The sequence below is a fragment of the Bacteroides sp. MSK.18.37 genome (assembly GCF_019129155.2).
Taxonomy (GTDB): domain Bacteria; phylum Bacteroidota; class Bacteroidia; order Bacteroidales; family Bacteroidaceae; genus Bacteroides; species Bacteroides ovatus.
The window spans coordinates 6,557,813-6,571,246 of record NZ_JAHOIB020000001.1 but is presented as its reverse complement, the minus strand read 5'-3'; the positions used below and the strand labels follow the sequence as shown (position 1 = coordinate 6,571,246).

The following is a 13,434-nucleotide window of genomic DNA, read 5'->3' as shown; positions in this document are numbered from 1 at the left end:
GCCATGCAATACGGACAAATAGTATTCCTCCTTTTCACCGCCCTTGTCCTTTACTATGCGGCACTCATCGCGCTTGACATACAGAAAGCCAGGGCCGCACAGGCGGCGGAGCAGGAGGACAATGCGGAAGAGGACATCGACATATCGGATGAAGCGCAGACCTTCAAGGCTGTCAAGGTCAATCGGGATGAACCCGAAAAGCAGCAGGAAATTTCTCAGGAAGAAAATACGGAAGCATCTGACCAAGCATCACAGTCTGATGATACGGAAGCTGCCGGTAACGAACCGGAGCAACATTCTGAAAGCGAAAAGCCTTTCCGCCGGCCCGGTTACAGGGAAGCCGTCATGACGGACGGCATCCTCGTGGAAGACCTCCTCACCGAGATAAACAGGCTGACGGAGACCGGCTGCTGCGATTTGGGTGCGCTTATCTTCACCTGCGAGAATGCGAAGTAATGATTTATTACAGAAAAAAATATCACGGGACTTTCACCGGAAAGCCCGACGTTCCTTTGGCGATAGAACTTCATAAACATGTTTTGAAAATGCAAAAGTTAAGAAAACAATTACATCGTGCGGCAGACCGCATCAAATGTTCCCGTTTTGCACAGAAAAGTGTACTGGCCGCCATCGCCATAACCGTTTCGGTAAGCGAGGCCATGGCAGGCAGCAAGGGAGCGGCAGGTTTCACCAAGGCCACCCAGGAAGTCAGTTCCTACCAGGAACCCGTGTCGAACCTGATGAAGGCCATCGCCGCCGTCATCGTCCTTGTCGGGGCGTTCAACGTCTATTTCAAAATGCAGAACGGTGATCAGGACGTGAAGAAGACCATCATGCTGACCATCGGAGGATGTATCGCGTTCATCGCATTGTCGGAGGCCTTGCCGTTGTTCTTCACATAAAAGTTCTATAAAACTTATATCGCATGGCAATGGACAAGGAAGGTTATCCGGTATTCAAGGGCTTGCAGAAACCGCTGGAGTTCATGGGCATCCGCGGCCGCTTCCTCACGCTGGCGGCGGCAGCCGTAGGCGTGTCCTTTGTAGGCTTCATCGTCTTCTCCATCGCCTTGGGCAAGATAGCGGGCTTCATCGCCATGCTCGTCATGGCAGCAGCCGGATTAATCATTATCTATGTCAAGCAGCGCGGCGGGCTACACAACAAACGCAGGTCAAGGGGCATATTCGTGTACAATAATCTAAGGAATAAAAATTAAAAATCATCATCCTATGGCATCTACCAGAAAACGGGCATTTGACGGGCTTTATGCACAGCTGGAGGAAACGGACGGCCATGTCGTCCTCTTCTCGGCCGGCGGAAACCCGTCCGTCATCTTCGGGATGACCAACCCCGTGCAGCAGCTGTGTACGGATGCGGAGCAGTACCTGCGCTTCCAGGACGTGCTTTCCAACGTGGCGCAGACGCTCGGCGAGGGGTATGCCCTGCAGAAGCAGGACATCTTCTGCAAGCAGGCCTACCACCACGACGTGCCGGAAGACGCGGAGTTCCTGAACAGGAGCTATTTCCGTTACTTCGAGGGAAGGGAGTTCACGGAGATACGCACGTACCTTATTGTCACGCAGGAGGCGCAGCACGGCCAGTTCGTGCAGTACGACCCGAAGAAGTGGCAGGACTTCCACGCCAAAGTCAGCAAGGTGGCAGACATCCTGGGCGAGAAAAACATCCGGCATTGGCTGCTGACGAAAGAGGAGGTCAACGAATACTGCCACCGCTTCATGGCGTTCCGTTTCCGAAGCGGCCCGTTCTCCATGACCAACTTCAAGGCCTCGGACGAATACCTGAGAACCGGCGACCGCATCATCCGTTCCTACCCGCTGGTGGACATCGACGAGATTAACCTGCCCTCGCTGGTGAAACCTTACACGGAGACGAGCATCAACGGTTATGCCGTCGCCACCGACCTGCTCTCGTTCCTGTCAAACGTGCCCCATGCAGACTGCGTGGTGTACAACCAGGCCGTGCAGATACCCCAGCAGCGCAAACTCCTTAGACAGCTGCAGGCCAAGGCCAAACGCCACGGCTCGATGCCCGACCCGAGCAACAGGATAGCCAAGGCCGACATCGAGGAAGTGCTGCACCGACTGGCCGTGGACAGCACCCTGCTGGTGTACTGCAACTTCAACATCCTCGTGAGCTGTCCGCCGGACAAGGTTACATCCGTGACCTCGTATCTGGAGACCAGGCTCTACGAGTGCGGCATCATGCCCTCCCGTACCGCCTACAACCAGCTGGAACTGTTCACGGACAGCTTCCCCGGCAACGCCTACGCCTTCAATCCCGACTATGACCTCTTCCTTACCCTCTCGGACGCCGCCCTGTGCTTCTTCTTCAAGGAGCGCATGAAAGAGTCGGAGGACACGCCGCTGACCACGTACTACACCGACCGTCAGGGGCTGCCCGTCTGCATCGACATCACCGGCAAGGAAGGAAAGGTAAAAATGACGGACAATGCCAACTTCTTCTGTATCGGGCCTTCGGGCAGCGGGAAGAGCTTCCACATGAACAGCGTCGTGCGCCAGCTTCTGGAACAGGATACCGATGTGGTCATGGTGGATACGGGTGATTCCTACGAGGGAATATGCGGCTACTACAAGGGCACGTACATCGCCTATTCCAAGGAGAAGCCCATCTCCATGAACCCCTTCAAGGTGACGAGGGAGGAATACGAGCAGAACTTCGGCGAGAAGAAGAATTTTCTCAAATCACTGATATTCTTGATTTTTAAGGGCAACGCCTTCCCCGACAAGATAGAGGACATGCTCGTCAACCAGACCCTCGTGGAATACTATGAGACCTACTTCCACCCGTTTGATGGGTTCAGCGACGATGAGCGTGAGGCATTAAGGCAGAAACTGCTGGTGGCATCCAAGATGGAGGAAGACCCCGACAAGTACAACAAGGGCATGGAGGACATCGAGCGGCAGATCAACGAGCCGCCACCGCCGGAGGAAACGGAGAAGCGGGCGTTGATGCTCCCGGCGGAAGCCCGGAAGGTGAAGCTGCTACGACAATGCCGTTCCCTGCTTGCGCTGGCACGGGACGGGGCAGCCAGCAAGGGAGAGCGGGAACGCGCCCTTGCCATCGTAGAGAAGTACAAGCAGGAACTCTACGAGAACACACAGCTGGTGAAGACGGACCGGCAGATAAGGCATATCGAGCAGCAGAGGCGCAGGCTGAAAGTCAGGGAGCTGTCCTTCAACTCCTATTACGAGTTCGCGCTGGAGCGTATCCCCCAGATTATGGCCATGGACAAGATCAGCTTCGATATCCATAATTTCGCCGCCATCCTGAAACAGTTCTACCGGGGCGGAGAGCTGGAGGCCACGCTGAACTCCGACATGGACGTGAACCTCTTTGACGAGCGGTTCATCATCTTTGAAATCGACAAGGTAAAGGATGACCCCGTGCTTTTCCCCATCATTGTGTTGATCATCATGGACGTGTTCCTGCAGAAGATGCGCATCAAGAAAGGGCGCAAGGCCCTGATCATCGAAGAAGCGTGGAAGGCCATCGCATCCCCGACCATGGCCGAGTACATCAAGTATCTCTACAAGACCGTCCGCAAGTTCCACGGCATCGCCGGGGTGGTCACGCAGGAACTGAACGACGTGATAGACTCGCCCATCGTCAAGGAGGCCATCATCAACAACTCCGACGTGAAGATACTGCTCGACCAGACCAAGTTCAAGGACAGGTACGAACAGATTGCCGCAATCCTGGGACTTACGCCCGTCCAGCGGCAGCAGATATTCTCCATCAACGCCCTGAACAATCACGAGGGACGCAGCTATTTCAAGGAGGTGTGGATATGCCGGGGACAGAACTCGGATGTCTATGGCGTGGAGGAAGCCCCCGAATGTTACTGGGCCTACACCACCGAGCGTTCGGAAAAGGAAGCCCTGAAAACCTACATCGCCCACTACGGCGGGTTGCAGGAGGCCATCATACGGATAGAGGAAGACCGCCATAAGGCAGGAAGTCCGCTTTTCCGTGAGTTTGCAAGGAAAGTCAACGAACATAAAAAGGTAATGTCGCTATGGTAAAATTAGGATACATATTTATCACATTCTTATTGGCAACCGTCTCCATGCAGGCATTTGCCGGATGGCGTGTCGTCATCGACAAGAACTGCATCAAGGTGGTGGCCGCCAACACCGCCTCGCAGAAACTCATCGAGGACCGGCACAACCTGCAGCTGGACTCCATCGCTGCCAGGAAACAGAAGGTGGAGCTGTACACGGTCAGCATGGCCACCATCAAGGAACTCTACAAGCTGACGATGGAAAACGTGTCCGGCTTCGGAACGGAAAGCCTGTACTACAAGGAAATCGGCTCGTGCGCCTTTGACATCCTCAAAGACGTGCCGGAACTGGTCAAGACCGTGAATGAAGCCAAGTTTACAAATAAGCTCTATTGTTTGACAGAGTTGGGCGGTCTGGTTGTGGAGACACAGCAGCTCGTGGGCGATTTCGTGAACATCGTGAACAATGCCGGGGTGCAGAACCCGCTCAAAGGACAGGGCACGGCAGAAAGGAAGAAAGACGGATACAACCTGCTCGACCGTTATGAGCGGCTGACGCTGGCCAACCGTATCTATACCGGCCTGATGAAGATACGCTACAAGGTGGACGGCATGGTGCTGATGGCGCAGTTCGCCACGGCAAACGACCTGTTCTTTGCCATCGACCCGGAGGGATGGGCGAACGTGGTGAGCATGAAAAGCCATGTGGGCGGTCTGATACAAAACTGGAACGGACTGGTGGCTGCAAATTATTGACGAAAAATTAAAATCAGGTATGGCATATAGAAAAATAAGAATACAAATAGTAAGCATCGTTGTGGCGATACTGTTATTGCCCATGAAGAGCCTTGCGTTCATCATCCCGAAAGACCTTCCGACCATCGAGGCACTGATTGCGCTCCACAAGGCCGTGAAGCAAGACGAGGACCAGGCGTTACAGAGAGTGGCCGCCAGTTTCGGCGAACAGTCTTTAATCACGAAAGGCGCCGTCAGGTTCAATGACGTGCGCACCACGCTGAACACAAGACTTGACAACGCCCATTCCTACCTGATACTGGCCGGAGCCATTTCTTCCACCGCCAACTCCCTGTACCGGCTGGTAAGGGAATACAAGGACTTCACGGAAGGCACTTTCAAATATGTGAAGGACAAGCCTTTCGTGGCATGGTACTACACGGATGCCAACCTCGCCATATCAAGGGAGATAAAGCACTGCTACAAGCTCTATGCGTCCGTGGCCGCTTCGGGCATCAACCTGATGAAGGCGAGCATGGACGAGAAACTGAATCTGGTGCTGACGCTCAAAAGCACCATTGACAAGGCACGGTACATCATTGACAACGCAAACCTGTACTGCTATCTTGTAACGGATTGCGGTTGGAAACCTGATTACATCTGGGAAATCCTGAACTCGGAAGTCAAGGATGCGATAGCGGAAAAGGTCATCAACAAATGGAACGAAGGATATGCAGGTTAGAAAGACAATTATCATGGCTGTAATCATACTGGCCGGCATCCCGCTTGTCTCCAACGCCCAACGGCCTACAAGGGACAAGGAAAAGGAACGGCAGTGGAAGTCGATGGAGAACGGCCCGTGGGACTTCGCTCCCGACTGGTACTACTATTTTCTCCACAAGCGGTATTCCGGTGCGGACATGTACTGGAAATGGGCGGGCTTCCATTCCGGCTTCCGGGTGCGGTTCAGGGAGAAGGACTCCAACATCAAGCGTATCATGCCGGTGCGTGTCACGGCCGGGGAAACCCAGCGTCAGAAGGCGGAAAAGGCGGAAGAGGAACGCAAACACATCGAAGGACTGTACAAGGAGGAACTGGCACGGGAGGCGGACCGCAACGTGGATTTGAGTTACCCTGCCTACAAGGACGAGTTCAACCGGATGCAGGACCGCATCACCGACGGGCTGCTCTACTGCATGAAGAAAAGCGGCGGCAGGCTCAAGTACCAGGTGGACGAACTGAGCCGGCAGAATGAAATCCTCTGTGCGGACATCGCCTACATCCACAAGACCGGTGTCGGCTACGGGCTAGAGAACGCCAAGAGGCAGCAGGCCTACGAGGAAGCCAGGAAGAAAATGGAGGAACTGGTCAGCCGGACGGCGCATCTGTGTGCCGTGGCCGCCACTCATTATTAAAAAGGGAAACAAGAAACTGGAAAATATAAATATAAAGTAAGAACGGTATGAATATAATGTGTACACTCCTGACCATCGGTCTGCCCGCCATCGACGAGAGCCTTGACAAGCTGCTGGTCGCCATGGAGACATTCCCTAACGTGGCGGTGCTGGGTGATGCGGTCTCGCTGGCCCGTGCCCTCGGACTCTGCCTCGCCCTCTGTGTCGGCTCTTACGAGTGCTGGATGATGATGCTCGGACGGCGCGGCATGGACGTGATGAAGCTCCTACGCATCATCGGCATCTCCATCTGCATCTCCTCCTCGTCATGGATATGCGAGGCGTTGCAGGTTCCCGGCAAGAGCCTGGAGTCAGCCACCAAGGCCATGGCGCAGGCCAAGAACAAGGAAGTGGCCGCCTTCGAGCTGAAGGTGGCGCAGAAACAGGGGAATTACCTTGACCGCCTCCGGACGGTGCAGGACTCCATCGCCACCGCCAAACAGGTGGCAGCCATCGGGCAGGATGCGGCCTGGTGGGACAAGCTCATCTACAACGTGGAGAACCTCGGCACCACCATCAACAACTACGCCCAGCGTGCCGCCGTGGCCGCCGAGACCAAGGTCAGCGAGTGGATTAACGACGTCATACGCTTCATCGGCGAACTGATTTTCCAGATGTCCTACTACGGCATCCTCGTGGCGCAGCGCATCTTCATGGCCATCCTCATGATATTTTGCCCCATCATGTTCGCCCTCTCCCTCGCCCCGCCGTGGAACTCGGCCTGGAGCCAGTGGATGTCGAAGTACCTTTCCCTCTCGCTGTGGGGATTCGTGACCTACATGTGCCTGTACTACATCGACTTCATCCTCCTGTACAACCTCCAGCAGGACCTGGTGGCCTACGACCACCTCCTGCACGGTTCGGTGAACTCGTGGGAGCAGATCGGCGCGCTCGGCCTTCAGGGCGTCGGCTCGAACTGCATGTACGCCATGGGTATGCTCGTCGGTGCCTACATCATCCGCTTCGTCCCCGAAGTGGCCTCTTGGCTGATACCGGGCGGCGTAAGCTCGGGAGCGGGTTCCGTGGCAGGCTCCACCGCCATGGGCATCACGAGCGCGGCAGGCTCGATGGCCGGAAGTGCGGTAGGTTCGACAATCGGTGCGGCAGGCTCCATGGGGAAATCACTCGTAAAGTAAACTTCAAAACGACAGTATATGCTTATAGAATCCCTTGCACAGAAAACGAAGCTCGCCATGATGACGGTGCTGGCCACCATTGCCGGCTGTGCCGTCATCTGCGGGTTCACCGTCTGGTGCTGCGTCTCCCTCGTAAGCGAGGAGCGGCAGCAGATCTATGTACTCGACGGGGACATCCCGTTCCTCGCCGAGCGTGCGAAGCTGGAGGCCAATTTCACCATGGAGGCGAAGGCGCACATCCAGCTTTTCCACCAGTATTTCTTCAACCTGCCGCCCGATGACGACTACATCCGCTGGACGCTCGGCAAGGCGATGTACATGGCGGACGGCACGGCACTGAAGCAGAAACAGGCCATGGACGAGAACGGCTTCTATTCCGACATCATTTCCTCGTCGGCGGTCTGCACCGTCATGTGCGACTCTATCCGCTTTGACGGGAGCGAACGCAAGTTCACCTATTACGGCACGCAACTCATCAAACGGCGTTCCCGTGACCAGAAACGTTCGCTGGTGACGACCGGGTACATCGAGAGCGTGCCCAGGACACAAAACAATCCCCACGGGCTGATGATCACCGGCTGGAGAACCATCGAGAACAAGGATTTGGACTATTAAAAATATCGGATATGAAATCATTTAAGAAGAGTTTACAGGAAAGCCGACTAAAGACACACCAGCTCATACGTTCCTGGCTGCGTCCCAAGCTGGGAGCGGTCGGCACGAAATGTCGGTTGCCGGGGCGCATCCGGCTTGCCAACGCATGGGCAAGGAAACATCCCAAAAGGACATTCGCCTGCGTGGTCGGTTCGTTATCCCTGTTATTGGTCGGAGGCATTGCCTCGGATTTCCTGACCGGCAGGAACGTGACGGAACCCGATGTGAGTGCCATTGCAAACATGGAACCGCTCTTCAGCGGTTTCCGCACCATTCAGGCGAACAAGGACGCGCACCGATGTACACTGCTGGAACTGACCGCCGAGGGGCAGGCCGTCCGCAAGGAACTGGACTCCCTGATTGCCGTCCCGAAGAAATCACGTGCGGATTCCGTCCGTATCGTGCGGCATTACAAAAAACTGGAAAACATCGTCAAATCCCTTAAAAACAATGATAACCCATGATCAAGATTAATTTTAGACAACCCAAGTATATCTTTCCGCTGGTCGTCTTCGTTCCGCTGTGTGCCATGGTTTACTTCCTGATGCAGACATTCGGCGGCGACGGTGAGACAGCGGAGGCAGTGGCGACAGACCACATCAACATGGAACTGCCGGAGGCGCAAACTCAGGAAACCGGAGATAAGATGTATGAGATGTCACGCCGTTTCGACGACGAGGATGCCTTCACGGCAGTCGGTGCGCTCGGGGAGGAAGAGAAAGAGAATGAAAAACTGGGTCACGGCTACACCGAGGACGAGCTTGACAGCATTGACGCCGCCGAAGCCGAGCGCATCCGCCGGCAGCAGGAAATGGAGGAACTGGAGCGTTCACTGGCCGAATCAAGAAAGCACATCAACTCCTACGCTTACGGCAACGGTTCTTCCGGTGGTGGTTCAGAAAACGGTTACACCTCGCAGGATGACTTTGCCCGTGACCTTGAAGAGATACAGAAACGGAGCTATGAACGGCAGAAGGCCATTGAAGCCGGACTCGGTTACGGCAAGTCGGAAGCGGAGAAAATTGCGGAAAAACAGCGTGCGGACTCCATCGCCAGGGTACGCAGGGAGGAAGCAGAACGCAACCGCCCGAACCTTGTCCTGAAATCCTCCGACACCAATGCCGGCAAGTTCCATACCGTCACGGCCTCCAATGAAGCGGCGGAAGCCAGGCTGATACGGGCCATGATAGACCAGACCACCAAGGCACGGGAAGGCACGCGCCTTCGCTTCAAGCTGCTTGACGACGTGACCGTGAGCGGAACCCGGTTGAAGAAAGGCACATACCTTTACGGTACGGTGACAGGATTCGGGCAGCAGCGTGTCCGGGCTGCCATCACCAGCATCCTTGTGGGAGACAGGTTCATCAAGGTCAAGCTCTCTGTCTTTGACAATGACGGCATGGAGGGGTTCTACGTTCCCGAATCCGAGTTCCGTGACTTCGTGAAGGACGCAAGCTCCAGCACGGTACAGCAGAACATCAACTTCGAGTCGGAGGACGGCTACGGTTCCGGCATATCGGGAGAGGCCATCGCCCTGCAGGCCTTGCAGAACATGTACAACTCCGCCACTTCCGCCATCTCTTCCGGCATCAGGAAGAACAAGGCGAAAATCAAGTACAACACCATCGTCTATCTGATCAATTCGGATGACGCACGGTAAACTATCAAATACTTTACACACCGAACAAGAAATCATTAAATCGCATAATATGAAAGTCAGGATTCTTTTATTCTTCTTATCTCTGTTTGGAATGACAGTCAGTGCATCCGCCAACAGGAGGATTTACGTCAACCGGGAAGTGACCACGCACATCGTCATGCCCGAGAATATCAAGATGGTGGACATTTCCACCCCGAAGATTGCCGGCAACCAGTGTACCGACAACATTGTACGTATCAAGCCTTATCACGAGAATGATTCCCTGCCGGACTTGGGCTATGATGACAACGAGCTGCTGGGTACGCTGACCCTTATCGGTGAGCGGCATATCGCACAGTACGATGTCCTTTATACACAGTCTCCCGGCATGGCCTCCAATATATATAATGTGTCATACGACGACCTGCAGTCGTACATCAACCCGGAAGTCTCCATGCCGATGGCGGAGATGGCACGTTATGCGTGGGCGGTCTATGGCAGCGACCGCAAGTTCAACCAGATTGTATCGAACGAGCACGGCATGAAAGCCGTTGTGAACAATATCTACTCCGTCGGGGACTACTTCTTCATCGACTACTCATTGCGCAACAAGACCAAGATACCCTACGACATTGAAGAAACGAGGATAAAGCTCACGGACAAGAAGAAGACCAAGGCGACCAACTCGCAGACCATCGAGCTGACACCGGTCTTCACGGTCAACCACGTGAGGAAATTCAAGAAGGACTACCGCAACGTGCTGGTACTGCCGAAGCTCACCTTCCCCGAAGAGAAGATTCTGCGGCTGGAAATTTCGGAGAACCAGATCAGCGGGCGTGTCATCACGCTGACCATCGAGTACGAGGACATCCTCAATGCCGACGGCTTTGATTCGGACATTTTGAAAGACACGCCGTACTATCCCTATTATCACATCACTTATACTGACAGGCCATGAAGAAATTATTGTTTATTCTCTTGTGTGCGGTAGCCTCCATGAGCGCGTCCGCACAGGACGGCAAGCTGACGCTGAACGCCGGCTTCCTCTTCCCCTCAACGCTGAATGCGACCCTCGGTTATGAATATCCGCTGTCCTACGGCAATGCCGTGGAAATCTTCGGCGAGGCGGGCACGCACTGGCACAGGCCCGTTTCCAAAAACTTCTGGAAGGATTATTACTGGGACGGCGGTCTTCTGTACAAGCACCGCCTTGTCCGCTACAAGAACGGGATGCTCCGTTTCCGCTTCGGCCCGCAGTTCGGTGCGGTGAACCGGAAGTTCTTCCTCGGTCTGGAGGGAGGTTTCGAGTACAGCTACGTGTTCCGAAGCGGAATGGAGTTCTCGATTGTCCAGAAGAACAACGTGAACTTCCTGCACGGGGACACTTTCCGCAACGGGTTGTTGCTGGGAATAAAAATACCGTTTTGACAGCATATAAATTTATAGCTTATGGCATTTGAGGAAACGAAGGAACAGCAGCAGATGTACAGCTACTTCCGAAGTTGCATCTACATCTTTCTCATCATCGAGATCGTGATGAACCTGCCGGTAACGGCGGACAACCGCGTCACGCAGTTCATTCTTGACATACTGGGACGTTTCAAGGTGTTCAACTCGGTGGCGGGCTGCAAGGTGACGGAACTGGTCTGCATCTGTGTGGTGTGTATAGGTACAAAGGCGAAGAAGGCGTTGAAGTTCAATGTCAGGACGATGGTCATCTACCCGGTGCTGGCGGGACTGACCCTTGTCGGGCTGTGTTTCGTCTTTCACGGGATGGACTTCGGCGTCAGCTGGATGGGCTTCCCGGCAGGCCGTATCCTCTACACCCTTTGTTCGGTGGCGGGCACCATGCTGGTGCATCAGGGGCTGGACGGCATCGCCAGGTATTACAACTACAAGGTGGGCGAAGACCGTTTCAACTTCGAGAACGAATCCTTCCAACAGTCGGAAGTGCTGGTAAACAACGACTACTCGGTGAACATTCCCATGATATATTACTGGAAACAGAAGATGCACAGGGGTTGGATCAACATCATCAACCCCTTCCGTGGGACTATCGTGCTGGGTACGCCCGGTTCGGGTAAGTCGTTCGGCATCATCGACCCGTTCATCCGGCAGCACTCGGCCAAGGGTTTCGCCCTCATGGTATATGACTTTAAGTTTCCGACACTTGCAAAGACGCTGTTTTACCAGTACTGCAAGAACAGGAAAGCCGGAAAACTTCCTGATAATTGCGGATTCAGGATAGTGAACTTTACCGATGTGGAGTATTCCAACCGCATCAACCCGATACAACGGAAGTATATTCCCGACCTGGCGGCGGCATCGGAGACGGCGGCTACGCTGCTCGCCTCCCTGAACAAGGGCGGCGGCGAGAAGAAAGGCGGTTCGGAGGCCTTCTTCACCAACTCGGCGGAGAACTTTCTGGCGGCCATCATCTATTTCTTCGTGAACTTCCACCCGGTAGGATTCAAAGACGGGAAGAAGCTGAAAAGATTCATCTCACTGGAGGGAAAAGAACACACGGGCAGGAAATACGAGGTGGTCATCCGCAACTGGGACGACTTCAACGCCCTTGACGGCAAGGGGAACGTGGTGCTGGACTTCGTGGACGAGAAAGGCAACGACGTCTCGACCGATGAAGACCGCATGTTCGTGGAGCTGGAGGGCTTTTCCTATAAAGACCGCACCGGCAGGGAGATAAGGATTAGCCGCTGCTGGTACGAGGACGACAAGGGGAACGAGGTGGAGCCGGACACCGTGACCGGGGAGTATTCCGATATGCCGCACGTGCTGTCCTTCCTCGGAAGGCCATACGACCAGGTGTTCAACATCCTGATGCAGGACGAGAGGATTGCCTCGCTGATGGCTCCGTTCAAGAGTGCCTACGAGAACAAGGCCAACGACCAGCTGGAAGGCATGGTGGGCACGCTCCGTGTCAATGCCGCCCGGCTGGTATCACCGGAAGCCTACTGGGTGTTCACCGGGGACGACTTCGATTTGAAGATTTCCGACAGGGAACATCCGAGCTATCTGGTCATCGCCAACGACCCGGAGAAGGAACAGGTCATCGGCTCGCTGAACGCACTGGTGCTGAACCGACTGATTACCCGTGTGAACTCAAAGGGGAACATCCCGGTGAGCATCATCGTGGACGAGCTGCCGACCCTGTACTTCCACAAGATAGACCGGCTTATCGGCACGGCACGCTCCAACAAGGTGGCCGTGACGCTGGGCTTTCAGGAACTGCCACAGCTGGAGGCGGACTACGGCAAGGTGGGGATGCAGAAGATTATCACCACCTGCGGCAACATCTTCATGGGGGCGGCACGCAACAAGGAGACGCTGGAATGGGCGCAGAACGACGTGTTCGGCAAGGCCAAGCAGACCTCACGTTCCATTTCCATCAACGACAGCAAGGTGTCGACCACCATTTCCGAGAAGATGGACTACCTCGTTCCGGCGGCGAAGATTGCGGACATGGCCACCGGCTGGCTGGCCGGGCAGGCGGCGCGTGACTTTACCGCAACGGACGACAGTATGCTGGAGCGATTCGACATCGAGCAGTCCGAGGAGTTCAAGACCACCAAGTACTTCTGCAAGACGCACTTCGACATGAAGAAAATCAAACGGGAGGAGGACCACTACGTGCCGCTTCCCAAAATCTACGAGTTCCGGAATGACCGGGAGAGGGAAATCATGCTCAACCGCAACTTCAAGCGGGTGAACCAGGAGGTCGAGGACATGGTAAAGGAACTGCTGGGCATGGGTTGA

Annotated in this window: 14 protein-coding genes; all 14 read left to right on the top strand. The window is 54.9% G+C overall.

The window, feature by feature from the left end; all coding sequences use genetic code 11:
- Nucleotides 1-3 precede the first annotated feature (3 nt).
- The 14 genes from KSX81_RS25635 (at nucleotide 4) to KSX81_RS25570 (ending at nucleotide 13,434) form a co-directional block, all read left to right on the top strand.
- Complete coding sequence (locus KSX81_RS25635; RefSeq protein ID WP_217725963.1) at nucleotides 4-456, top strand: hypothetical protein; 453 nt, start codon at nucleotides 4-6, stop codon at nucleotides 454-456.
- An 89-nt stretch (nucleotides 457-545) separates the two neighbouring features.
- The gene (locus KSX81_RS25630) at nucleotides 546-902 is read left to right on the top strand and encodes a DUF4134 domain-containing protein (protein ID WP_217725962.1); all 357 of its coding nucleotides are present in this window, start codon (nucleotides 546-548) and stop codon (nucleotides 900-902) included.
- A 23-nt stretch (nucleotides 903-925) separates the two neighbouring features.
- Nucleotides 926-1,216 carry a DUF4133 domain-containing protein gene (locus KSX81_RS25625; RefSeq protein ID WP_217725961.1) on the top strand — a complete coding sequence of 97 codons (291 nt, stop codon included), beginning with the start codon at nucleotides 926-928 and terminating at the stop codon, nucleotides 1,214-1,216.
- A 13-nt stretch (nucleotides 1,217-1,229) separates the two neighbouring features.
- Nucleotides 1,230-4,064, top strand: coding sequence for a TraG family conjugative transposon ATPase (locus KSX81_RS25620; protein WP_217725960.1), 2,835 nt, complete (start codon nucleotides 1,230-1,232; stop codon nucleotides 4,062-4,064).
- Nucleotides 4,058-4,798, top strand: a complete 741-nt coding sequence (locus KSX81_RS25615; RefSeq protein WP_217725959.1) for a hypothetical protein — start codon at nucleotides 4,058-4,060, stop codon at nucleotides 4,796-4,798. Before KSX81_RS25620 ends, KSX81_RS25615 begins: the two co-directional genes overlap by 7 nt.
- Before the next feature lie 19 nt (nucleotides 4,799-4,817).
- Nucleotides 4,818-5,519 (top strand): hypothetical protein, encoded by a 702-nt coding sequence (locus KSX81_RS25610; RefSeq protein ID WP_217725958.1) that lies wholly within the window; start codon nucleotides 4,818-4,820, stop codon nucleotides 5,517-5,519.
- Nucleotides 5,509-6,192 (top strand): DUF5045 domain-containing protein, encoded by a 684-nt coding sequence (locus KSX81_RS25605; RefSeq protein ID WP_217725957.1) that lies wholly within the window; start codon nucleotides 5,509-5,511, stop codon nucleotides 6,190-6,192. The genes KSX81_RS25610 and KSX81_RS25605 overlap by 11 nt, the downstream gene beginning before the upstream one ends.
- Before the next feature lie 47 nt (nucleotides 6,193-6,239).
- Nucleotides 6,240-7,367 (top strand): hypothetical protein, encoded by a 1,128-nt coding sequence (locus tag KSX81_RS25600; RefSeq protein WP_217725956.1) that lies wholly within the window; start codon nucleotides 6,240-6,242, stop codon nucleotides 7,365-7,367.
- 18 nt (nucleotides 7,368-7,385) lie between these two features.
- Nucleotides 7,386-7,982, top strand: coding sequence for a conjugative transposon protein TraK (traK, locus tag KSX81_RS25595; protein WP_217725955.1), 597 nt, complete (start codon nucleotides 7,386-7,388; stop codon nucleotides 7,980-7,982).
- An 11-nt stretch (nucleotides 7,983-7,993) separates the two neighbouring features.
- Nucleotides 7,994-8,485, top strand: a complete 492-nt coding sequence (locus tag KSX81_RS25590) for a hypothetical protein (RefSeq protein WP_217725954.1) — start codon at nucleotides 7,994-7,996, stop codon at nucleotides 8,483-8,485.
- A complete protein-coding gene (traM, locus tag KSX81_RS25585; RefSeq protein ID WP_217725953.1) occupies nucleotides 8,482-9,681 on the top strand; it encodes a conjugative transposon protein TraM in 1,200 nt (399 codons plus the stop codon). The genes KSX81_RS25590 and traM overlap by 4 nt, the downstream gene beginning before the upstream one ends.
- Before the next feature lie 49 nt (nucleotides 9,682-9,730).
- Nucleotides 9,731-10,618 carry a conjugative transposon protein TraN gene (gene traN, locus KSX81_RS25580; protein WP_217725952.1) on the top strand — a complete coding sequence of 296 codons (888 nt, stop codon included), beginning with the start codon at nucleotides 9,731-9,733 and terminating at the stop codon, nucleotides 10,616-10,618.
- Nucleotides 10,615-11,088 carry a hypothetical protein gene (locus tag KSX81_RS25575; RefSeq protein ID WP_217725951.1) on the top strand — a complete coding sequence of 158 codons (474 nt, stop codon included), beginning with the start codon at nucleotides 10,615-10,617 and terminating at the stop codon, nucleotides 11,086-11,088. The genes traN and KSX81_RS25575 overlap by 4 nt, the downstream gene beginning before the upstream one ends.
- A gap of 21 nt (nucleotides 11,089-11,109) precedes the next feature.
- Entirely contained in the window at nucleotides 11,110-13,434 is a 2,325-nt protein-coding gene (locus tag KSX81_RS25570; RefSeq protein WP_217725950.1) for a type IV secretory system conjugative DNA transfer family protein, read from the top strand.

Coding starts and splice junctions, on each gene's coding strand:
- KSX81_RS25635 (WP_217725963.1), top strand. CDS start 4: ATGCAATACGGACAAATAGTATTCCTCCTTTTCACCGCCCTTGTCCTT.
- KSX81_RS25630 (WP_217725962.1), top strand. CDS start 546: ATGCAAAAGTTAAGAAAACAATTACATCGTGCGGCAGACCGCATCAAA.
- KSX81_RS25625 (WP_217725961.1), top strand. CDS start 926: ATGGCAATGGACAAGGAAGGTTATCCGGTATTCAAGGGCTTGCAGAAA.
- KSX81_RS25620 (WP_217725960.1), top strand. CDS start 1,230: ATGGCATCTACCAGAAAACGGGCATTTGACGGGCTTTATGCACAGCTG.
- KSX81_RS25615 (WP_217725959.1), top strand. CDS start 4,058: ATGGTAAAATTAGGATACATATTTATCACATTCTTATTGGCAACCGTC.
- KSX81_RS25610 (WP_217725958.1), top strand. CDS start 4,818: ATGGCATATAGAAAAATAAGAATACAAATAGTAAGCATCGTTGTGGCG.
- KSX81_RS25605 (WP_217725957.1), top strand. CDS start 5,509: ATGCAGGTTAGAAAGACAATTATCATGGCTGTAATCATACTGGCCGGC.
- KSX81_RS25600 (WP_217725956.1), top strand. CDS start 6,240: ATGAATATAATGTGTACACTCCTGACCATCGGTCTGCCCGCCATCGAC.
- traK (WP_217725955.1), top strand. CDS start 7,386: ATGCTTATAGAATCCCTTGCACAGAAAACGAAGCTCGCCATGATGACG.
- KSX81_RS25590 (WP_217725954.1), top strand. CDS start 7,994: ATGAAATCATTTAAGAAGAGTTTACAGGAAAGCCGACTAAAGACACAC.
- traM (WP_217725953.1), top strand. CDS start 8,482: ATGATCAAGATTAATTTTAGACAACCCAAGTATATCTTTCCGCTGGTC.
- traN (WP_217725952.1), top strand. CDS start 9,731: ATGAAAGTCAGGATTCTTTTATTCTTCTTATCTCTGTTTGGAATGACA.
- KSX81_RS25575 (WP_217725951.1), top strand. CDS start 10,615: ATGAAGAAATTATTGTTTATTCTCTTGTGTGCGGTAGCCTCCATGAGC.
- KSX81_RS25570 (WP_217725950.1), top strand. CDS start 11,110: ATGGCATTTGAGGAAACGAAGGAACAGCAGCAGATGTACAGCTACTTC.